The following is a 20,489-nucleotide window of genomic DNA, read 5'->3' as shown; positions in this document are numbered from 1 at the left end:
CATGACCCTGATCGCCACGCAACCACACCTCGGCCTTGTCTGCATCACCGTCTCGAAAGAGGTGCGGTATCGCACGATCACGCGCAAGCGCCTGCTCGACCTGTCCGAAGAAGGCCAACAGCGCGCGCTGGAAGACATCTACCGCGACAATATCCAGACGCTCGACAACGCGCTGCGCTACTGCGAGCGCGAAGGCATCAGGCTGTACCGGATGCCGTCGTCGATCTTCCCGTTCGCCGATGAGCCGTTCGGCCTGGCGATCCTGCAGAAGTTCAAGGAAACCCTGGGCCGCTCGGGCCGGCGCGCGACCGAACGTGGCATCCGGCTGGTGATGCATCCCGACCAGTTCGTGGTACTGAGCTCGGATTCGGAGAACGTCGTCGCCAACAGCGTCAAGATCCTGCAGATGCACGCCGACATCATGGATTTGCTGGAGCAACCGCGCTCGCCCTGGGCGCTGCTGGAAATCCACGGCGGCAAATCCGACCGCGAAGACCAGCTGGTGGCCCGCATCGCCGAACTGCCCGAAGCGATCCGCAGCCGCCTGTGTCTGGAGAACGATGAATACGCCTACAGCGCCGACGAGATCCATGCCGTGTGCGTGCGTGCGGGCGTGCCGATGGTATTCGACGCCCACCACCACATCGTTCATGAAAAGCTCGACAGCTACGATCACCCGAGCGTGGCCGAGACGCTGGCAAAGGCGCGCGCCACCTGGCCCGATCCCGCGCACCAGCTGGTGCACATCTCGAACGGCCGCGAAGGCTTCAACGACCGCCAGCACTCCGACCTGATTTCGGTGATGCCGTCTTCCTACCTGCAGGCGCCTTGGATCGAGATCGAGGCCAAGCACAAGGAAGACGCGATCCGCGGCCTGCACGGCTGGTGCGAGAAAGTCACGCCCGCCGCGGCGTAGTCGTTCCGCTAGCGTGCAAGGCTGACACGCTTTCCAGCCACGGCGTCAGCACATCCGCCAGCGCCTGCGGCGCTTCGATCGGAATCATGTGGCCGCTGGCTTCGATGACGGCAAACGTGGAGCCGGCAATCCCCGCATGCAGTTCCTGCGATTCTTCCAGGCTGCGCAGGCGATCGTGCCCGGCCGCGACGATCAGCGTCGGGCAGCGGATCTGGTCCAGCAGATGCAGGTCGCCGGGCCGCTCGACCATCGACTGGTGGCGAAACGCCGCCGCCCCCAGCCGCACACCCATCTGGCGCACGCGCTCGATCAACGCCTCATCGTCCGCATTCTTAGGATGCAGCGACGTCGCGATCGCCGTGCGGCTCAGGCCCGCGAACGACACCGACGGTGCCGAGCGCGCCACCACGCGCTTGCCCTGCCTGACCGCATCGGTATCGGGCCGGGTCGAGCTGGCGATCAGTGCCAGCGCGTCCACCCGTTCGGGCGCCTGGCGCACGATCTCGCGCGCGACATAGCCGCCCATCGAAAAGCCGACGAGGATGAACGACGGCGGCGCATCGCGCAGCACGCGCTCGGCCATTGCTTCGAGCGACGTGTCGTGGCGCAGGTCGGCATGCACGAGCGGGCCGAATGGCGCGAGCGGCGCGCGCAGGTCGGCCCACAACGTGTCATCGGCCATGTAGCCGGGTACCAGCAGGATCGTCATCGCCTGCTGCTCAGGTATTACGCATCTGCGCCTGCGACACGTTGCTGCCCGGCGGGACGCTCTGCGTGAGCCAGACATTACCGCCGATGGTCGACCCGGCGCCGATGGTGATCCGGCCCAGGATGGTGGCGCCGGCATAGATGACGACATCGTCCTCGACGATCGGATGCCGTGGAATGCCCTTGACGAGGGCGCCGCTGTCGTCGACCGGGAAGCGCTTGGCGCCCAGCGTGACCGCCTGGTACAGCCGCACGCGCTCGCCGAGGATCGCGGTCTCGCCGATCACGACGCCGGTGCCGTGGTCGATGAAGAAGCTGCCGCCGATCTGCGCGCCGGGGTGGATGTCGATGCCGGTGAGCGAGTGGCCGATGTCGGCCACCACGCGCGCCAGGAACGGCACGCCCAGGCGCGTCAGGCAATGCGCGATGCGGTGGTACAGGATGGCGATGGTGCCGGGATAGCACAGCATGATTTCGGCCACTGACGTGGCAGCCGGATCGCCTGCAAGCGCGGCCTGCACGTCCGACACCAGCAATGCGCGCAAGTCAGGCAGGCGGGCCGCGAACTCGCGCGTGATCGCGCGGGCGCGCTCGGCCAGCACGAGGTCTTCACGCTGGGCGTCGGCACCGGTCAGTTCGGACGGCGCCGCCGGCGAAAACCGCAGCGCGCGCCGTACCTGCTCGACCAGGCGATCGAGTGCGACGTTGAGCGTATCGGCGACGTAGTAGTCGATGCTCTCGTCATTCAGGTCGGGGCGCCCGTAATGCGTGGGAAACAGCGCGGCCGACAGGCCATCGACGATCTGGCGCAGCACGTCGCGCGACGGCAGCTCGCGCACGCGCCCGTGGTGCCGGATATTGTGGGTCGATTCGCGCGACGTGCGCAATGCATCGATAACGGGACCAAGGTGCCATTGCACCGATCCACCTTGGTATGGGAGTTCGCTGTTCATTTGCCGAGCCTAGCGGGTTTGCATGGTGATGCCACGATTTTATGGGTATTTCGGTCAGCGCGTTTGTCAGACTATTTTTTCGCCGGGTCAGCAGATCGCAGACGGCCACGGCTGACCTTGCCGCGCGGCAGTTTCTAAGGCAACATCAGCACTCGCCCAGCCACTTGTATTGATTGCAACCATGAACCTGCCCTCCCACCAGCTCAGCATGACAGTGCTGATGACGCCCGACACGGCCAATTTCTCCGGCAATGTCCACGGCGGCACCATCCTGAAACTGCTCGACCAGGCAGCCTACGCCTGCGCCAGCCGCTACGCCGGGCGCTATGTGGTGACGATGAGCGTCGACCAGGTGACCTTCCGCCAGCCGATCCACGTCGGTGAACTGGTGACTTTTCTGGCTGCGGTAAACTATACCGGCCGCAGCTCGATGGAAATCGGGATCAAGGTGATTGCCGAGGACATCCGCAGCAAGGCCGTGCGGCACGTGAACAGCTGCTTCTTCACGATGGTGGCGGTGGGCGACGACAAGAAGCCGGCTTCGATTCCACCGCTGGTTCCGTCGACACCGGATGAAGTGCGCCGCTTCGAGGAAGCCAAAGGCCGGCGCGACCTGCGCCTGGCGCTCGAGCGGGATCATGCGCAGCGGATCAGCAGCAAGGGTTGAGGATCGGCGCGGAAGGATTGTCTGCTTGCCAAAAACGCTGCTATAATTGCGCGCTCTTGGCCTGGTAGCTCAGTTGGTAGAGCAGAGGATTGAAAATCCTTGTGTCGGTGGTTCGATTCCGCCCCGGGCCACCAAGTACATCCCAAGCAAAACGCCAACCCATGCAGGTTGGCGTTTTTGTTTCTCAGGTTCGCAGTCCTTGCGTCCGCTCTATTTCCGGTGTGCCTCGTGTGGCGATATCGCCCGGACGGCGATCGACGATCTGGTACGAGATCGGGCGGCCGCAGGCCTGTTGGAAGGTTGTACGAATAGCTGCTGCCGCCCAGGCCGTCGCTGCTGTCGCGCCAGTCGCCGATCACCTGGCCGGGCTTGAGGCCGACCAGCTTGAGCTCACACCGATACCCTTTGGGCGCCGATTCCTGACTGGCGTATAAATTCTTGTGGACGCATACACTTCGTCAACGGTACCCTTGGGGACAAAAATGCGAGAAGACCACCTAACATGATAACAATCCTAACCTCTGACTCTTATCGCGGCTTTTCTGCACACTTGGGAGAACTCTTAGCGGGCGCAAGCGCCGCCGCTCAACCAATTTTCGTCGGCCGCGTAGTTTGGCCTGATTGCGATGAAGCCGAAGACGTCGTCGTAAAGCTCTACGAAACTAGTAGTTGTGGGGTAGCAAACGAAACGATCGGTTACATGGTAAACGCTCTCCGAGGGGTTCGGCAACCAAAAAAATGTGGCGTACTACTTCTGTCTGAACACGAACTTCCGGACCTAAAAAACGATCTCAGTGATTATATCGATCCGGTTACCGGGCTCGCTGCTTGCTGGATCACGTCTTTTGAAGCAAGTTCCCGACCTTTTCGATATATCCGAAGACTGTCTAGTTTTTCGAAAAAGCAAAGTGAGACGTTCTACAGTAGTCCGTTCTGCATTCGTTTAACCACCGTTGACCATGTAACAGGCAACAATGATAGACACGAGGGAAATTTCTTATACGAAGATGACCTGAAATATTTAGCAATAGATCAGGGATGCGTTGGAGGCGGAAAGTATTGGCATACCTCCTGGCCGGAACGAAATGTTAGGAATGAGTTGTCATTGCTTGCACAGGGCAATCTTAACGGCTCTAGACTTGCTGCCTGGCGAGCAGCTGCAATCATGGAGTACGAAAAAGCGCAGAATGACTGGATTGGCATCTTGGTCGAAATTTCATCAATATTACCAGGCTTGCTTGTTTCAGACGAAATCGATTGCATCATTGGGTATATGAAAGAGCGCGCAACAGGACCCACGTTTGCAACTAGTTGCGAAAGGCTAATTTAATGAATTTTCTGGAACTTTTGAAACGAGCGACGCCATCAGCAGAGCCGCTATTAACTGGTGAGTGGGCAACAATCGCATTTCGTCCTGACCTAGGAAGCCAACAAGAATTCATTGTAGGGGTAGCTGCTGCAATAAATGGCGATGTAGAACCGCATTTGAGTTGGCTTCCTTCTCTCTCTAAGCTAAGTCACCTGTACGGTGATGCCATAACCGCTTCAGATACCCGCGAACTCTTCGACGGCTCTGAGATAGCGATTCGCTCTACGTTTCAAAATGCGCTACAGTCACTCGATAGCGGCAGCCCTCATCTGCGAATCGTTCCTTGTGGCTACCTAGCCACTCATGACGTCAGTATGGAATTGACGACCCTACTAAAGCGACAAGCGGGGGCAATTTGGGCTGATGTTCAGCACAGAGAAAGTCCAATGGATGACGATTGGGCATACGCGACAATGATCCGGACAATAAAATCCATCCAAAATAATCCAAATCCCTTTATTCCCGGACGTTCTATCACTATAGCGAATAAAAGTCTACAGATCGGCCTCACTAATGGTCGAAGTTACGGGAATATTGTGTCCGCGAGGTATGCGTCCTTCTCGACAGTGCACACTCATATTCACTCGTCTATGCTGCAGGTCAACATTGCCCATAGACTTTCTCGTCTGCAGACCCAACCCGCACTCTTTGTCGTACTTCCGGAGGCAACGACCTCGACAGAAATCGTGACGACAAGGAAGACATTGGATCTGCTAAACGAAATAGAGTCTGCCGGAGTAACTCCATTTTACGACCAGGACCCTTCAGCAGTGGCATTGAAAATTCAAAATTGGGCCTTGACGTAAACTAGAGGGGGATGAAATGCGACACCGAGGGCTTATGCTCGAAAAGCCTTGCGTCGGTGGTTCGATTCCGCCCCCGGGCGACTAAGGAGATCCCTTACTAAGCGCCAACTCATGCAAGTTGGCGTTTTTGTTTCCGGAACACGCCCCCCTCCGGTCCGGTACACTCCCGCCACCTTGGCCTACATTGTCTGGCTCGTCAAATCGGATATCGCCACAGTATTACATTTCAATCTAATGAAATCGAACATTGGGCGAAAGACTTCAAAACAAGCCGCATCTAAGCTCGGGACGATATCTTTAGCAAACTTAACCTTGTATTTGTCCCCCTTAAAGCTAATGTTTGCCGTTTTCTCATCCGTACGAAACCAGTCAGCAAGCCCGTCTACACCCCAAAAGAGATGCTCAATGCCGAGATAAGGATTGGGTCTAATTTTTTCATTGGGATTCGTATCATCCCAAACTTGGGCTTTAAGTGCGTTGTCAGGCACCGGTAAGAGAAATGCATGAGCATTTTTCCCCGTCAGCTTTCTGCAAAGCCCTTGACTGATATCGGTAATTTGATGTTCGCCCCCCAAACTTCGCCAGTCGTCATAGGCATCATCGAAGTCAAACAATGCAAAGAACTGCTTGTCAGGGTACGTTTTAAATATTTCGTTTCTGGATAACAGTATCTTGACGAAGCCTCGGTCAAAGGCGTCTTGAATCAGAATCGGAATATCCTCCTGGGGATAAAGCTTCCTAAACGCCGCATTCAAAATGCTTACATCAGATGGACCTTCGACAAACAAAATTGGACGTTGCGACGAACGTATTACATTATCGATAAGGAGCTTGCTCTCATCTTCAGAGTATTGAATAAAACTATCTGAGAGCTCATGTATTATTTCTTTTTTTGTTCGTTTAGAACAAGAGACGATAGAATTTTCAATTTTAAAGAAGCTGATTCGCTGCTCGGCCAATGGAAGCAAAGTCGCAGCACTGTGGCTACTCATCAGAACGTGATTGTTCGTATGAGTGGTGCCGGTAATCTCAAAGACTTGACGTAAAAAATCGAATTGCCACTCTGGGTGGAGGAATGCATCGGGTTCATCAAGTAATACTAGACAATTACGATCTTTGAAAAGTTCAACTATGGAATAAATGTAGACCGACTGAAACTGACCGTCACTAAAATGGCCGACGTTTCCTTCCAAACCAGAAGTAAGTCGAAGTGGCACAGAAATGGCATCCAACATTCCTAATGTTTTCAAGTTGTCGAACTGGCGAAAAAGCTCCTGCCATTTTCCGACGAATATCCCTTGCAGTTTGTCGATTGACAGATAAAGAACGTAGCGATCCTCATTCGGAAGGTAACCTTCCGTGACCGTTAAATCCTTTGTATTACTCCAACTGCAACTACCAAGAATGTCGAGAAAGTCTTTTGTTATACCGATTGGCCGCCAATACCGAGATTCACTCTCCAAGGGATCAACATCATATTTTTCCTTTTCGCTACCTCGTGCATAATCGGGCCGTTTCAAATCGATTTTAAGTACTGACTCTGATGCTTCCTCAGTGCCAGGTTTAGCAATACCAAGTCTTTCTATCCCAAGCTTTTGGCGAATGAACGTGTGTGCCCTTCCGTCTGCTGGCTGCACCAGCAGCATCGCCAACAGAAGCGCCTTATATTCCTGCCCGATGCCGATGAAGCGACGGGAATCTTGCAAATCCGCAGACTTAATACGGTTGCGAAATTTAGCTTCATAGTCCCGAACCAAATCGGACACCGTATTGTTGTGCCCAGAATAATAGATGAGTACATTGTCTGGGAACGGTGTCTGCCCCAGTGTCTTACGGTCTTCTTCATTGTTTATACGTAACTTGCCCGCCTTCCATTCGATTTCGGTATCTTGTCCGTTAATTTCATAATTTAGGCGATAATCGAATGCAATTTCGTTCGTGGGAAGTCCCAGCTGATCAAGATGGCGAAATATCTCAATTAGTGCCTCGAACAGATTCGACTTCCCGCTGCCGTTCTTTCCTACGAAAACATCTATGAAACTCGCTGCATCGAGGCTGAGCGCGAAATCCTTTAGATTCTTGTATTGACTTACATAAACTGATTTTAAGCGCATGTTTCCTCACCAACCTGCGCGAGCAACGCATTTAACAATGCAGTTTGAACATTAGTTGCAGATATCATTTGCTGTTCTAGAGTGTCACATATGGCCATAAGGAGATCGATTTTCTCGACGATTCGCAATTGCTCCTTTAATGGCGGCAGTGGGTGAACGCTATTATTTGCATCTTCAGTGCCTAAGCGTGGCATTTTTACACCATACATCAATGAATTGACGTGCAAAAGAAATGCTGGACGTTTCAGCAACCATCTCAGGAATTTTCCATCAACTACATCGTATGGCACAATGGGGACAATTTCTGTTGTGCAGACACCGTCCTCTTCCGCCAATAAAACCTTATCTAAATAAGGTCGCAACTTTCCGTAGAGAACATCGCCTCGCTTAAATGTCGATTTTGTCGATTTTGACTGCCTTTCCGCATAGCAAGCTCTGTATAAAAGTTTTGACGTCGTTTTTTCAATGTCCTCCAAATCCAATAACCAGGTGTCGGGCTCAATATCTTCAGGATTAATGTTATCCCGCCCGTTATATGCAGCGATCTCGCCAAGGCGTACCCATTTCCAGCTGTGAGGCAGAGGATTTAGGGATTCCTCGGCTGCGATAGGCAAAAATGGCTTAATAGGTTTGGCTTTGCCTGCCTTTACTTGTCGCGCTCGCGCAGATCTAATCTTTTCCAGCATTTCCTCCGCTGGCTGGTCAAGCGCATCTTGCAACACTAGCTTACCTTGCATAGCCAACGTGAGTATCAGTTCACGCAATTTTCTAATTCCATCGGGCGCTGCAAAAGATGTGTCGAAATGCCGCTCTAGTAAAGATTTCTCCCGACCTGAAACTGCCGTTATAAGATTGACTTTCAGTTGGCCGTACGTATCCCGCACCCGGCCAGCTGCATCTTCATAATCCACTCGTAAGTCATCAGGATCACCGTGATCCACCGACTCCATGTGCGGATTCTTGCCAGCCAAATCGAGATTATAATTTTTCGCCGCGATATCCTCTACAGAAACCTTCCATGCATGTTTTGTGTTTTTTCGCCCATGACGCTTAGCCCCTCCCCACCATGACTTCTCCAACGAAAACTCATCAATTGTGAGTGGTTTAGAACGTGAGTAGCTCTTGTACCCATCAGGATATGGGTGCTCGAAAAACCAGACGTCTTTTGTCGGCGCGCCCTTCTCAAAAAACAAAATGTTTGTTGAAATGCTGGTATAAGGAGCGAAAACTCCTCTTGGGAGACGAACGATTGTGTGCAAGTTGAATTCTTCTAACAACTCACGCTTAAGCGTAGTTTTGGCCCCCTCGCCAAACAGGAACCCATCAGGAAGTACCACTGCAGCACGCCCGGTGTCATGTTTGAGTAGATGCATGATCAATGCCATGAACAGGTCGGCGGTTTCGCGAGTCTGATACTTGCGCGGGAAGTTGTTCTCAATCCCGTCTTCTTCCATGCCTCCAAATGGCGGATTAGTCAGAATGATGTCAACGCGGTCTTTTGGCCCATAATCCTTTAGCGGACGACCCAAAGTGTTATCGTGCCGGACGTTACTAGGTACATCGATGCCATGCAACATGAGGTTGGTCATAGCTAGCATATGCGGCAACGGTTTCTTTTCCACCCCATGGATAGAGTCTCGCAATATTGTACGGTCCGCAGCTGTCCTGACTTGTGCCTTCATATACTCTATCGAGCAAGTAAGAAAACCGCCCGTACCACAGGCCGGGTCAAGAACGCTCTCTCCAAGTCGCGGGTTAAGAATGTCTACCATGAACTGGGTGACCGCACGTGGAGTGTAGTACTCGCCAGCATTTCCTGCCGACTGTAGATCCGCAAGTATTTTTTCGTAAATGTCGTTGAACAAATGTCGATCTGAAGATGAGTTGAAATCGACATCACCTTCAATCGCGTTGATCACCTGCCGCAACAGAGTTCCAGATTTCATATAGTTGTAAGCATCCTCAAATACAGAGCCAACAACCTTTCCTCTTGCAGACACACCAGCGGTGGTTGCGAGTTTCTTGAGTGAGGGAAAAAGCTCATTGTTTACAAATTCAATAAGTTCGTCCCCGGTAATTCCCTCAGCGTTCTTAGCCCAATTACACCAGCGAAAACGGCTCTGCAATGGCGACTTGTAACCAGAGATGGTGAGTTGCCATTCCTGCTCTTTATCGTCAAAGATTTTTAGGAATAGCAGCCAGACGATCTGGCTGATCCGCTGGGCGTCGCCATCAACGCCGACGTCTTTGCGCATGATGTCTTGAATTGTTTTTATTAGGGTACCGATAGACATAAACGAAATTCCAATAAGTGATTGTTACGCGCGATAGAGCGCTAGTTCAAGTTCGTGCACTGCATGCTGGTACTGATCCAGCCCGCCAAAAGCTCGAATAATTTCGATAGGGGTACCAAAGCTGGTGAACGGCGCGATGGTAAGAATTTGTGTGTCCTCAATCGAGCCAACGCCCTCGTCTGAATATTTTTGGAGCAATGCCTGCAACACACGCTGTGCCTGCTTGCCGTAGCGGGTGAAGTAATCGCGCTTTGTGACCTGTTCGGCACGCTCTTTGCGCGTAAGCGGCGGTCGCCCCCAAGCTACATGGCAAACCAAATCGAAGGGGTCGAATTCTTTGTCAGACTGGCGACCTATTTCTTCAGCCAGAGCCTCAAAGAAAATCCCTTCATTTGCCAATTCGTCGATGATGGCTTGCTTTTTTTCAGTATCGTTCCAGCGTCGCAGAAAATCATCCATGGAGCGGAATTCTTTGGCAATAGCTTTACGTGTGTAATCCTTGAGTGATTCGGTAATCAGTTTTCCGTTGGCATCGAAGTACTGCACCCGCTCGGATGCAACTTTAACTTCGACATTTGCGACAACATAGCGGCGAATGCCACTTCCTTCTTCACCCGAGCGCGGCTCGGCTACGCCCAACCAAGGAGATTCTTCTGCCAGCGGGTAGGTGAATCCATCGTCGGTTTGTGGGCTTGCCTCGTCATCGGGCGGCACAGGCGACTCATCCCCCTTGGGCTCGTAAATCAGCACCGGATCACCGTCGAAATCCGGGTCCGCGAACAGTTCGGTTGCCTTCTTGAAATCGATGATGGTGAAGTAGTACTTGTCGTAATCCTCGTTGATGCGCGTGCCCCGACCGATAATCTGTTTGAACTCGGTCATGGACTGGATGCGCTGATCCAGCACGATGAGTTTGCAGGTTTGTGCGTCTACGCCCGTGGTCATCAATTTGGAGGTGGTCGCAATGACCGGGTACTTTGATTCAGGGAATATAAAGTTATCGAGCTCGGCTTTGCCTTCTTCGTTATCGCCGGTGATGCGCATGATGTACTTGTAATTCTGGGCGACGAGATCTGCATTTTCATTTGCAAGTGCTTGTCGCATCCGTTCGGCGTGATCAATGTTGTCGCAGAAAACGATGGTTTTATCGAATCGATTGGTTTGCTTGAGGAAGTCGCTAATTTTCTTAGCGACCAACTCCGTACGCTTTTCTAGTACGAGGTTTTTATCAAAGTCGCGCTGGTTGTAGATGCGATCTTCAATTTCGTTACCGTTCTTATCAACCATGCCCTTGTCGGGGCGCCAGCCGGTAAGGTCTTTATCCAGATCGATGCGTACGACCTTGTAGGGCGCAAGAAAGCCATCGTCGATGCCTTGGCGCAGCGAGTACGTGTATATCGGAACGCCAAAGTAATCGATATTGGAGACTTCTTTAGTTTCTTTCGGCGTTGCGGTCAGGCCAACCTGCGTCGCGGCAGAAAAATATTCAAGAATTTCACGCCAGGCGGAATCTGCTGCCGCGCTACCGCGATGGCATTCGTCGATTACGATCAAGTCAAAAAAATCACGGCTGAATTGCTTGTAGATGTTGCTTTCTTCATCTATGCCGGTGACTGCTTGGTATAGGGACAAGTAAATCTCATACGACTTATTGGCCTGTCGCTTCTTGATTTTGGTCATGGCCGAGCCAAACGGCTTGAAATCGTTAGTCATGGTCTGATCGACTAAGATGTTGCGATCCGCCAGAAACAGAATGCGTTTTTTAGCTTTTGACTTCCACAATCGCCAAATTATCTGAAATGCGGTGTAGGTCTTGCCAGTACCAGTGGCCATGACCAGCAGGATGCGATTCTGGCCTTTGGCAATGGCTTCGATGGATTTATTGATCGCGAGCAATTGGTAGTATCGAGGCGATTTATTGCTGCCATCACTGTAGTAATCCTGAGAAATCAGCTCGCTCTGTGCGGTACTTAGGCCAAGGTGTTCAGACCAACATTGCCAAAGCTTGTCGGGGCTAGGGATCTCGTGAAGAGCCAATTCGCGTTCGATGACGCCATCTTTGGCGATTTTGTTGTGAAAAAGAAAACCATCGCCATTACTGCTAAAGACGAAAGGCACTTGCAACATCTCGGCATAACCAAGACCCTGTTGCATTCCATCGCCAAGGGAGTGCTTATTATCCTTAGCCTCTATAATCGCGATCGGCATATTGGGCTTGTGGAACAATACGTAGTCAGCACGCTTGTTTTGTGCGCGAGTATGCAACTTGCCACGGACAATAATTCGTCCTTTGGTAATTGAAAACTCTTCACGTACTTGAGTCGCGATATCCCACCCCGCGCGCTCCAGCGCTGGTGTAATGAATTTAGTGCAAATGTCGCGCTCACTCAGCTGGCGTTTGTCCATTGAGATATCTTTCAATTATTGTCTCGACTTCCGCTCTCAGCCGCACCACCGGACCGGACCCATTCGTCGATCTCCTCAGTCTTGAACTTCCAAAGACGACCGATGCGATGTGCAGGCATATTCCGCTTACTGATCCACGCATACACAGTGTCCTTGCTGACACCAAGGTACTCGCCGATTTCCTCTACAGACAACCACCGACCGCCCATGACGTCGCCCCATGAATTTGCACGATATTTCAACTGTAACCATGGTCGCACATCTTTTGCCACATGTAAATTCGGCTTTGCATGATTAGAGTCGAATAGAACCGGTTTCGCCTGATTAGGGCTGACATGATGAACTTTTGACAAAAATCACGCGCCGTGTTTCGACATTGGCAAAAATTTCATGCATATATGATTTTCATGGTCGTGCCCGACCAAGGCCCGAAGCCTGGTACAGGCCTAAGGGCTTTTCATACCGACGAAGAAAAGGAAATTTCAACAATGATAGACATCACCGCAAGACCGACCTGGCAGTGGTCAAGCAAGAACGCCAACACCCCTTCGACCAATACGCGAACCAACCACGCAGGCGCAATCGTAATCAAACAGACTTTGCTGCCGCGCAGCCTGGACCTAGCCTTCTCGCTCAAGTACCGGCGCTGACCGACCCGTATTCCAACATCCCAAGACCACCTGAATCCCCATGACCGCGAAGTCATGGGGATTTTTGCGTTCTGACGAATCGACATACAACATGAGATCAACATGACGAAGATAAACCCCCCAGATACATCCCCGACGATACCCGAATCATTAATGCCCGCCGACACGAGCACTCAAGAAGCCGCCGACACGCAATCGTTCTGGCTGCTCAAGGGCGGCACGGCCCCCAAGCTGGGCGCACGTGCCGAAGGCAGCATCAACTACAACGTGCTTGCTGACGTTGAACGTCAACTGCTTTTCATCGCCATCACCGGCAACAAGGGCGGCGGCTACTTCAGCAAAGAACATGTGGAAATCTCCAAGATTGAAGCGTGCCTGGACCCGACAGCGTCGGCCAAGCTCTTTCCATCGAAAACGTTCAAGGAAGCCTTCATCGGGCGCAGCAGCAATAACGCCGGATTTCTGGTCGCCGTGCTGCGGCACGAAGGTTTGCTAGCAGCAGCGCCTGAGGCAGAAACGCAGCATGTGCGATCCGGGGATTGGCCTGCGTGGAAGAAAGCGATGCTTGCCGAAGCGGGAAAGCTGATTGAGGTCGGTATCACGGATGCTGACAAAAAGCGGCTCGAAACAGCGCAGGCTCCGGAACAAAAGGAACAGGCAAAAACGCTGTCCCTCCCGCGCAAAAAATAGCACTGCGCAGGGCAACCTCGCAGATCGCCTAGCGGAACGCCACCAGACGCATGGGCTGCAAGTTCTATTACGACTTCAACGACGGCTACAATTCCGAATCCAGTCATTTACCAACAGAACGCCCGAAGCTCCGTAATGGACCTTCGGGCGTTTTCCATTTAAACCTACCAGCCAGAAGCTTCAATCATGACCAGTCAATCACCTACCCCAATCCTAACTTGGTCGCGTCACACCTGGCGGCGACGCGCCGCTGGTGCACCACCAATTCGCGTCCATTGGCCGATAAGCACCGGGTTCATGTTGCGCTTGTCAACACGCTTCAGCCGTCTGGTTATTTCCCCTTTTGGCGAACAAGACCCGTGATACCCCACCTCCAAAGAACAAGCCATGAAATCAGCATCTCAAAATTTTACGATCATCGTGAACTGGAAAAAGAAAGGGTTCGGTTGCGCCAAGGTCTGCTCGTACTGCAGCTGGCGCGATTCACCACTTCTGCCGCACGGCGCTCAAAGTGCCAAGGACATTTCAGCCTTCATCAAGCAATGTGATAAATCATTTATCACGATTAGCGGCGGTGCCGATCCTCTGTACAAGTTTGAAGACTACGGACCGCAATTGCTGGCGATGATTCAGACCGTCAAGGAGCATGGCTTCAAGGTCCGCCTCATCACCCGTGAAATTCAGCATGTCGCCAAGCTCAAGGGAATCGTGGATTACGTATCGATCTCACTGGACCCTGATGTGCTGGCCACTATCGGTCACTATCAGCAAGAATGGGTGGGGATTGACATTGAATACTCGCTGGTCCTGCCGCCCCTATCGACGACTGCCCTCGTCAGGCTAAAGCCACAGTATTCAGCGCTATACGGCCAACTGGGCAAGCGCCTAGTACTACGCGAAAACCTCAACAGCATTTTCCCGCTCGACTTCCGCAGCTTGACCTTCGGGCACAGCGGCATAGTCTTCGTCGCCAAGGCGCTGTGTCTTGCAAGCCGGTACCTGACGACCGACGATCGCGTTGGATATGACCTCGTACAAGACGGTGAGCGTCTCGCCAACTACCTCATGAACGAGCGGCGCTTGTATTTATTTGGCGGCTTCGTTAAGCATCTAATTAATCCTAGCGTACATCCCGAGTATTCCGATATTGACATGATCGGGCTTGATGCAGAAGTGATGCGAATCCTTGGGCGTGAGTTTGCCTTCACCTTCAAGGACGTATCGGAGTCGGCGACCAGCTACCCGCGCTATTTCCTCGGCAATTCGACTCGGGCCGGAAAAACAATCCAGCTGATCTTGATGAACACGCGAGCCGACGCGGCGAAATTTATCGCTGGCGCGCAATACGACGTCGATAGGGTCACTTTCAGTAACGGTCATTTTGACTTTGACAGCATCGTCGGCGAACAGGCCATCAAGCATGCCATCAACACCAAGCAGGCACATCTGCTAGACGATGCTCGGGACGTCAGCGTGTTCAGCGTCAATCGCCCCCTCGTGGAACAACGCCACAAGATCAAGCTGCTGCGCAGGGGGTTCACCATCAACGATTAAAGGAAAACAATCTATGCAAGCTCTACTCTTTATCAGCGCCGAAGCGATGACAACCGTCAACGCCATCAAGGACCTGGACTACTACAGCCGCGTATCCTTAAGCGACGAACCCAAAACCGACCTGACGACCGCGCTAGGCTACTTCCTCAACACCGATGCGCTCCATCTTGCTGAACTGCCTGCCCAGGCCGAAGTGGTGCTTCACCTTACACCAGCTGATCAACCCGTATACCGTCAACATGTCTCCATGCCTGCTAATTTGCGTGGCGTCATATTCTCTGGTGCTCCGAATCTGCCACCAGACTACGCGGAAATCATTTCGTTTTGGTCGCCGCTAGTGCCAACCATGCATCACCGTTCGGCCATGTACTTCCAGAATGAGATGAATTCGTACTGCGTCCAACTTGTCGATCCCGCCGATGCAGGTGACGCCTGTGTCGTGGACGATGCCGATCACGCCGGCGATTTCCTCATCAGCGACGGCCTTGTCGTCACCGTTACGGGACTGGCCGCGATGGTGGCAGATCTGAAGCCCGAGCTCTTCGTCTCGTTAAGTATCCCGATCAATCAAAACATGCTGGGTCTCGAGCTTGAGGGTTATCGGTCAAAGGAGGAATACACCACCGATCCGGCTCCACAGATGGAAACGCTGTACTTGCGCATCGCCGACATCTTGGCGTCGCCCGACCCAAACTACATTGCAATTTCGGCAATCAGAACTGAGCTATCGGACTACGGGTACACCTACTAGTCACACTTCCGCAACCCTACCAGCCTGCGATTACGCCACATCGCAAAACAAGGTCTTCCCTCGCGCCACAAGCACGCTTCCTACGCCTAAGCCGAAGCGCGGAAGCCTGAACTATGTACCCCAAGCCGGAATCGATTACCCCAAAGATCCTGGGGGCGTATCGGAAAACAATATCCCCAAGCCTGCAGAACCCGCACCCCGCACCATCTTGAGCCGGCGTAGGAGTTCGCCATTTCCGCTCACCTTCTAAGGATCTTCTATGAACCAATCCACGCAAAGCAATTCTATGCTGTTTCCCTTGGGCGATCTCGTCGCCACGCCGGGCGCGCTCAGTGTCCTCGAAAAGAATGGCGTCGTGCCAATGCGACTGATCTCCCGACACATGAAAGGAGACTGGGGCGATGTGCCGCCCGATGATGCCGTCGCCAACACCAATGCCCTGCGCATTCGTGCTCGGCTGCTATCGAGCTACACATTGCCGGACGGCGCGCGTATTTGGATCATTACCGAGGCCGACCGTTCGGCCACTACGCTGCTACTGCCAGAAGAATATTGACCTAACGGCGGCCGATAATAGGGTCAAGCTCTTGGGCGCGGCACGCAATGCCGCTGCCAATTTCAATGCCAAGTCAATCGCCGCAACTTCCTCGACTGGCACACTGCTGCCGAAAAATTCCCCCTCTTCTCCCCCTGCAATGATCTTGTTCGATCCTGGTCAGGGGGAGAAGAGGTAGAAAATTTCATTAGCTGTAGTGGTCAAGTAATTTCGGACACAACGATAAGTTCTTTCTCTGCCATTGCGCGTTCATAGACGCTGGGCGGCAGATTGCCCAATACAGAATGCAAGCGCTCGCAGTTGTAGAAGCCGACGATGTAGTTGGCCACATCAAGCTTGGCTTCGGCTTGGTTCGCATAATTGCGCTGCCAGACACGCTCCATCTTTAAATTTAAGAAGAAGCGTTCAGCGACGGCGTTATCCCAGCAGTTGCCTTTGCGGCTCATGCTGCAAACGAAGCCATGCTCGGTCAACAACGCTTGGTACTGGTCGCTTGCATATTGGCTGCCGCGGTCGGAGTGGACGACCAGTCCGGCCGCTGGTCGCCGAGCTTGGATCGCCATACGCAAGGCATCGCAAACCAAGGCAGCTGGCATGCTCGGCGCCATTGCCCAGCCCACGACTCTGCGCGAGAACAGGTCGAGCACGACAGCCAAGTAGAGCCAGCCTGCGCCAGTACGGATGTACGTGATATCCGAGGCATAAGCCTGATTCGGCGCTGCCGGGTTGAACTGTCGGGCAAGGACGTTCGGCGCAACCGGCAGGGCATGCTTACTGTCGGTTGTGTGTACGAATTTGCGCTTCCAGACTGGCTTCAGGCAGGCCTGTTGCATCAGGCGGCGCACCTTGTAACGCCCGACCTGCAGGCCTCTGTTGGCCAGTGCCGTGACAAGCCGACGGCTGCCGTAACTTTGGCCGCTGCTCATGAACGCGGCACGCAAATGCACGCTCGCTTTGCAAAACATCGGCGCAGTTGCACGACGCTTGGCTTCGTAAAATCCAGCCCGGCTAACACCAAGGAGACGACAGGTTTGTGCGACAGGTACGGCCTTCGTTTGCAGCTCATCGATGAGCCGATAGCTCATTTGAGCTCGCGGGCAAAGAAGGCCGATGCCTTTTTTAAGACGTCCACATCACTACGAAGTTGACGGTTTTCCTGCTCCAACTGACGGATTCGCTGCTGCTCAGCCGTCAACGGTTTGCCAATGCCTGGCTGGCCTTGTTGCTCGGCCTCGTACTGTTCCATCCAGCGACGGATCGCGGTAACGCCAATGTCCATCGTCTGGCTGACGTGCGAAATGCTGAGGCCTTGTTCTGTGATCATTCGAACGACCTCAAGCTTGAAGCTAGGGTCAAAATTGCGGCGCTGCCTGGTCATGTAAACTCCTTCGAAGGTGAATTATCCACCTATCGAGGTGTCCGGAGACATTAGACCACTACAGCTGCCGAAAAATTCCCCCTCTTCTCCCCCTGCAATGATCTTGTTCGATCCTGGTCAGGGGGAGAAGAGGTAGAAAATTTCATTAGCAGTACGAGGCCCAGGCCGCAGTTTTCCCCTGACTGGCCCGCAATAGGCCGGACAAACCTCAACGTTTGGAATCACATACCCGGAACTTTTCAATCAACCAAGCAGTGCAAGGCCTGATAGGACGGCCACCGCGCCAGTCCTGCCCAGTTCAAGGGACTAACAAGTCTAGTGTCGCTCTCGTCCCAGTGGCGAACAAAGTTCCTGCCGGTCGCGGGAACTACCAAAATTCGATTAGCCGCCAGCGAAAATATAGAGGGCACCTAAGTCGTCAACATCGCCGTATTGCCGCCTGAGATGCAGGACGGGGCGGTTTCAGGCCAACGCGACCCGCCTACACGATAGGACATCGCGGCACGGCCGAGGTACTTCCTTCAGTCCGCTGTTCTATAGGGCCCGCTGCAAACAGCTCCTTGCCGAAACCTTGAACAAGATAATAGGGAAGGATTACCCAGCCTCCCGAAATTCGATCTGCCTATGGCGCCCTTGTAGGCAGCTTCTTCATCTATTCAGGAGTAGCAAAATGGCAAACCGCAAAAAAGATAAGTCGAACCCGAAGATGGAAGTGGTCCCTGTGGACGAAGTACTTTCAGAGTTCGCTTTTGATCAGGTGACAACACTTACCAATCGCCTTCTCAAAGCACAAGTGCTGCGAACAGACGAAATCATGCATGTCGTCCATTCGTTCATTCACGCGACTCGAACGGCCTGCGAGGCTCAATTGTGCACGCACGATGAATGGTCTGATATGTTGGCCGATTGCGCAATCGATCTGATCACCGAATATTGCGATAGCTGCCGTGAGTAGTACTTGACGCAAACCGAACTAAGCGGGCCGTTCGCTCGCTTGGTTCCCCGTACTCATCGGAATACTTGGTACGGCTTCCAACGCTTCCTCGTGCCGGAAGTTCCTGAGCGACTGTTGCGCCAGGAACGCCCGTCCCCCCTTCAGCACTCCGTCGCTGCGCGTAGTTTCCCTGCGCCGGACCGGCTATAAAAATCTTTAAGGAATATTCATGAAACTCACAAATCGTGCCATCGAGGCCATGGCCGGACCAGGCCCGGATTCAACAAGCAAAGCCAAGGAGGTCAGCGATTCTGAAGTGACCGGCCTGCGCATCGTTTGCAGTGCAGGCGCCGCTCAACGGAAGTTCTTCTACTTCCACTACACGATTTTTCGTAAGCGGAAAAAGGCCAAGATCGGCGAATTCCCGGCCATTGGCGTTCAGGAAGCCCGGCAGCAGGCTCTTGAGTGGCGCGCAGCCATTGATCGCGGTGTAGATCCCCTCGATCAGCGCGACCGTGTGCGGCTGATGCCTAGTTTTGCTCAGTTCTCCATGGACGAGTACTTACCCTACGCAAAACAGCACAAAGCCAGTTGGGACATGGACGAGTCCAAACTGCGCTTGCATCTCGTGCCGAAATTTGGTTCGCGCCGATTGTGCGATATCTCGACGCGCGATGTGCAAATGTACATCGCACAGATCAAGACGTCGCATAGCCCTGCAACCGCCAATCGCCACCTCGCCCTGCTGTCTAAGCTCTTCAAGATGGCGATGAGCTGGGAACGGATCGACCGCAACCCATGTGTTGGTGTTGCCAAATTCCGCGAGCCACAGGCCCGCGTCGAGACGCTGTCTCCCGACGATCTGCAAAAAATGCTCAAAGCTATGGATGCTGAACCCAACATCCAGGCAGTGGCCGCGCTGAAGCTGCTCCTATTGACTGGCACGCGGCGCGAAGAAGCGCTTCAGGCCCGTTGGGAACACATCGACCTCGACAATGCCCTGTGGTTCCTTCCCAAAACTAAGAACGGCAAAACCCGTCACGTGATGCTAAACCTAGAGGCGGTAGAGCTGCTGCGCGGTCACGTGCGCTTGCCCGGCATTCCTTGGGTCTTCCCAGGCCGCGACCCAGTGCGTCCACTGAACAACCCGCGCAAAGCCTTCACCCGCATCCTGAATGCAGCTGCCTTGCCATACCTGAGGATCCATTCGCTCCGCCATGTATTCGCGTCGTTCGCAGTGTCATCGGGTGCCAGCCTGTTCCAAGTACAGCAGTTGCTCGACCATGCTTCACCGAGCACCACGCAACGCTATGCACACGTCGCCAACGACGTTCTCAGGCAGGCATCAGCTTCGGTTTCGAGCATTTTTTCCCAGGCAAAGAACAGGGGAGCGAGTGAAGCCGGACCAAAGGCTTGACGACTGTCGCAACCGTCTCGTTTCGGCCCACTAACCGATCCCGCATTGGCCTCGGATAGTGCGGTATTTTTTTCCCCGATTTTTTAAAGACCGGCTTCGACCCGCATACCTCACGTCGGCGGCGGGGCAACAATGTTCCCGCGCCGAAACGTAGGCCAAGGCTCAACAAACATCTTGGCGTTTTTTTGAACAAGATAATAGGGAGGATTTTTGACATCCCGCCGCTGAGCTATCTCGCATCCAAGGAATGACCACCTTTGCGTGATCACTCTCAGCAGATCTAAGCAACAACCGGATGTGCCCAGGTGGGCACATCCGATCATAAA

At 53.5% G+C, this 20,489-nt stretch carries 17 protein-coding genes, 1 tRNA gene and 1 pseudogene; 12 read left to right on the top strand and 7 right to left on the bottom strand.

Annotated elements, in window-relative coordinates; all coding sequences use genetic code 11:
- The first annotated feature begins 1 nt into the window (after nt 1).
- Entirely contained in the window at nt 2–916 is a 915-nt protein-coding gene (gene uvsE, locus AC1MGT_RS14385) for a UV DNA damage repair endonuclease UvsE (RefSeq protein ID WP_499500749.1), read from the top strand.
- Here uvsE and AC1MGT_RS14380 read toward each other — a convergent pair.
- Both AC1MGT_RS14380 and epsC read right to left on the bottom strand, forming a co-directional pair.
- Nucleotides 897–1,625, bottom strand: coding sequence for an alpha/beta fold hydrolase (locus AC1MGT_RS14380; RefSeq protein WP_499500748.1), 729 nt, complete (start codon nt 1,623–1,625; stop codon nt 897–899). The genes uvsE and AC1MGT_RS14380 overlap by 20 nt on opposite strands.
- 10 nt (nt 1,626–1,635) lie before the next feature.
- A complete protein-coding gene (epsC, locus tag AC1MGT_RS14375) occupies nt 1,636–2,577 on the bottom strand; it encodes a serine O-acetyltransferase EpsC (protein WP_499500747.1) in 942 nt (313 codons plus the stop codon).
- A gap of 181 nt (nt 2,578–2,758) precedes the next feature.
- Between epsC and AC1MGT_RS14370 the strand changes: the two genes are divergently transcribed.
- From AC1MGT_RS14370 to AC1MGT_RS14355, 4 genes are all read left to right on the top strand, one after another.
- Nucleotides 2,759–3,244, top strand: coding sequence for an acyl-CoA thioesterase (locus AC1MGT_RS14370; protein ID WP_499500746.1), 486 nt, complete (start codon nt 2,759–2,761; stop codon nt 3,242–3,244).
- A gap of 58 nt (nt 3,245–3,302) precedes the next feature.
- Nucleotides 3,303–3,378, top strand: a tRNA-Phe gene (locus AC1MGT_RS14365).
- A 368-nt stretch (nt 3,379–3,746) separates the two neighbouring features.
- Nucleotides 3,747–4,574 carry a hypothetical protein gene (locus tag AC1MGT_RS14360; protein ID WP_499500745.1) on the top strand — a complete coding sequence of 276 codons (828 nt, stop codon included), beginning with the start codon at nt 3,747–3,749 and terminating at the stop codon, nt 4,572–4,574.
- Nucleotides 4,574–5,419 (top strand): hypothetical protein, encoded by an 846-nt coding sequence (locus AC1MGT_RS14355; RefSeq protein WP_499500744.1) that lies wholly within the window; start codon nt 4,574–4,576, stop codon nt 5,417–5,419. The genes AC1MGT_RS14360 and AC1MGT_RS14355 overlap by 1 nt, the downstream gene beginning before the upstream one ends.
- Nucleotides 5,420–5,598: 179 nt before the next feature.
- Here AC1MGT_RS14355 and AC1MGT_RS14350 read toward each other — a convergent pair whose 3' ends face one another.
- The 4 genes and pseudogenes from AC1MGT_RS14350 to AC1MGT_RS14335 all read right to left on the bottom strand — a co-directional run bounded on the left by AC1MGT_RS14350 (nt 5,599) and on the right by AC1MGT_RS14335 (nt 12,442).
- Nucleotides 5,599–7,533, bottom strand: a complete 1,935-nt coding sequence (locus AC1MGT_RS14350; RefSeq protein ID WP_499500743.1) for an AAA family ATPase — start codon at nt 7,531–7,533, stop codon at nt 5,599–5,601.
- 910 nt (nt 7,534–8,443) lie between these two features.
- Nucleotides 8,444–9,827 (bottom strand): annotated as a pseudogene (locus tag AC1MGT_RS14345) (type I restriction-modification system subunit M); the annotation flags it as partial.
- A 24-nt stretch (nt 9,828–9,851) separates the two neighbouring features.
- On the bottom strand, nt 9,852–12,233 hold the full coding sequence (hsdR, locus tag AC1MGT_RS14340; protein WP_499500742.1) for an EcoAI/FtnUII family type I restriction enzme subunit R: 2,382 nt from the start codon (nt 12,231–12,233) through the stop codon (nt 9,852–9,854).
- An 11-nt stretch (nt 12,234–12,244) separates the two neighbouring features.
- The gene (locus AC1MGT_RS14335) at nt 12,245–12,442 is read right to left on the bottom strand and encodes a helix-turn-helix domain-containing protein (protein ID WP_499504292.1); all 198 of its coding nucleotides are present in this window, start codon (nt 12,440–12,442) and stop codon (nt 12,245–12,247) included.
- A 198-nt stretch (nt 12,443–12,640) separates the two neighbouring features.
- Here AC1MGT_RS14335 and AC1MGT_RS14330 point away from each other — a divergent pair, with 198 nt between their 5' ends.
- From AC1MGT_RS14330 to AC1MGT_RS14310, 5 genes are all read left to right on the top strand, one after another.
- On the top strand, nt 12,641–12,883 hold the full coding sequence (locus AC1MGT_RS14330) for a hypothetical protein (RefSeq protein WP_499500741.1): 243 nt from the start codon (nt 12,641–12,643) through the stop codon (nt 12,881–12,883).
- Between the two features lie 102 nt (nt 12,884–12,985).
- The gene (locus tag AC1MGT_RS14325) at nt 12,986–13,573 is read left to right on the top strand and encodes a hypothetical protein (RefSeq protein WP_499500740.1); all 588 of its coding nucleotides are present in this window, start codon (nt 12,986–12,988) and stop codon (nt 13,571–13,573) included.
- A gap of 387 nt (nt 13,574–13,960) precedes the next feature.
- Nucleotides 13,961–15,127 carry a hypothetical protein gene (locus tag AC1MGT_RS14320; protein ID WP_499500739.1) on the top strand — a complete coding sequence of 389 codons (1,167 nt, stop codon included), beginning with the start codon at nt 13,961–13,963 and terminating at the stop codon, nt 15,125–15,127.
- 13 nt (nt 15,128–15,140) lie between these two features.
- Nucleotides 15,141–15,878, top strand: coding sequence for a hypothetical protein (locus AC1MGT_RS14315; RefSeq protein WP_499500738.1), 738 nt, complete (start codon nt 15,141–15,143; stop codon nt 15,876–15,878).
- A gap of 259 nt (nt 15,879–16,137) precedes the next feature.
- The gene (locus AC1MGT_RS14310) at nt 16,138–16,434 is read left to right on the top strand and encodes a hypothetical protein (protein ID WP_499500737.1); all 297 of its coding nucleotides are present in this window, start codon (nt 16,138–16,140) and stop codon (nt 16,432–16,434) included.
- A 200-nt stretch (nt 16,435–16,634) separates the two neighbouring features.
- Here the strand turns inward: AC1MGT_RS14310 and AC1MGT_RS14305 are convergent.
- Nucleotides 16,635–17,812, bottom strand: a protein-coding gene (locus AC1MGT_RS14305) for an IS3 family transposase (RefSeq protein ID WP_499500736.1) whose coding sequence is annotated in 2 segments (ribosomal slippage) — nt 16,635–17,545 and nt 17,545–17,812 — 1,179 coding nt in all. Because the reading frame shifts where the segments join, the coding sequence is not laid out codon by codon here.
- A gap of 670 nt (nt 17,813–18,482) precedes the next feature.
- On the opposite strand from AC1MGT_RS14305, the gene AC1MGT_RS14300 reads away from it, so the two are divergent.
- Together AC1MGT_RS14300 and AC1MGT_RS14295 are read left to right on the top strand one after the other, a co-directional pair.
- Nucleotides 18,483–18,767 carry a hypothetical protein gene (locus AC1MGT_RS14300; RefSeq protein WP_499500735.1) on the top strand — a complete coding sequence of 95 codons (285 nt, stop codon included), beginning with the start codon at nt 18,483–18,485 and terminating at the stop codon, nt 18,765–18,767.
- A 208-nt stretch (nt 18,768–18,975) separates the two neighbouring features.
- Nucleotides 18,976–20,163, top strand: a complete 1,188-nt coding sequence (locus tag AC1MGT_RS14295) for a site-specific integrase (protein ID WP_499500734.1) — start codon at nt 18,976–18,978, stop codon at nt 20,161–20,163.
- Nucleotides 20,164–20,489: the final 326 nt, after the last annotated feature.

It is taken from the genome of Telluria sp. BA11 (assembly GCF_056680305.1).
This window is presented reverse-complemented; position numbering and strand designations above follow the sequence as displayed.

Bases quoted from the DNA above. Each gene is read 5' to 3' on its own strand.
- AC1MGT_RS14360 (WP_499500745.1), top strand. From the start codon at position 3,747: ATGATAACAATCCTAACCTCTGACTCTTATCGCGGCTTTTCTGCACAC.
- AC1MGT_RS14335 (WP_499504292.1), bottom strand. From the start codon at position 12,442: ATGGGCGGTCGGTGGTTGTCTGTAGAGGAAATCGGCGAGTACCTTGGT.
- uvsE (WP_499500749.1), top strand. From the start codon at position 2: ATGACCCTGATCGCCACGCAACCACACCTCGGCCTTGTCTGCATCACC.
- AC1MGT_RS14330 (WP_499500741.1), top strand. From the start codon at position 12,641: ATGGTCGTGCCCGACCAAGGCCCGAAGCCTGGTACAGGCCTAAGGGCT.
- AC1MGT_RS14310 (WP_499500737.1), top strand. From the start codon at position 16,138: ATGAACCAATCCACGCAAAGCAATTCTATGCTGTTTCCCTTGGGCGAT.
- AC1MGT_RS14315 (WP_499500738.1), top strand. From the start codon at position 15,141: ATGCAAGCTCTACTCTTTATCAGCGCCGAAGCGATGACAACCGTCAAC.
- epsC (WP_499500747.1), bottom strand. From the start codon at position 2,577: ATGAACAGCGAACTCCCATACCAAGGTGGATCGGTGCAATGGCACCTT.
- AC1MGT_RS14355 (WP_499500744.1), top strand. From the start codon at position 4,574: ATGAATTTTCTGGAACTTTTGAAACGAGCGACGCCATCAGCAGAGCCG.
- AC1MGT_RS14325 (WP_499500740.1), top strand. From the start codon at position 12,986: ATGACGAAGATAAACCCCCCAGATACATCCCCGACGATACCCGAATCA.
- AC1MGT_RS14370 (WP_499500746.1), top strand. From the start codon at position 2,759: ATGAACCTGCCCTCCCACCAGCTCAGCATGACAGTGCTGATGACGCCC.
- AC1MGT_RS14350 (WP_499500743.1), bottom strand. From the start codon at position 7,533: ATGCGCTTAAAATCAGTTTATGTAAGTCAATACAAGAATCTAAAGGAT.
- AC1MGT_RS14300 (WP_499500735.1), top strand. From the start codon at position 18,483: ATGGCAAACCGCAAAAAAGATAAGTCGAACCCGAAGATGGAAGTGGTC.
- AC1MGT_RS14320 (WP_499500739.1), top strand. From the start codon at position 13,961: ATGAAATCAGCATCTCAAAATTTTACGATCATCGTGAACTGGAAAAAG.
- hsdR (WP_499500742.1), bottom strand. From the start codon at position 12,233: ATGGACAAACGCCAGCTGAGTGAGCGCGACATTTGCACTAAATTCATT.
- AC1MGT_RS14380 (WP_499500748.1), bottom strand. From the start codon at position 1,625: ATGACGATCCTGCTGGTACCCGGCTACATGGCCGATGACACGTTGTGG.
- AC1MGT_RS14295 (WP_499500734.1), top strand. From the start codon at position 18,976: ATGAAACTCACAAATCGTGCCATCGAGGCCATGGCCGGACCAGGCCCG.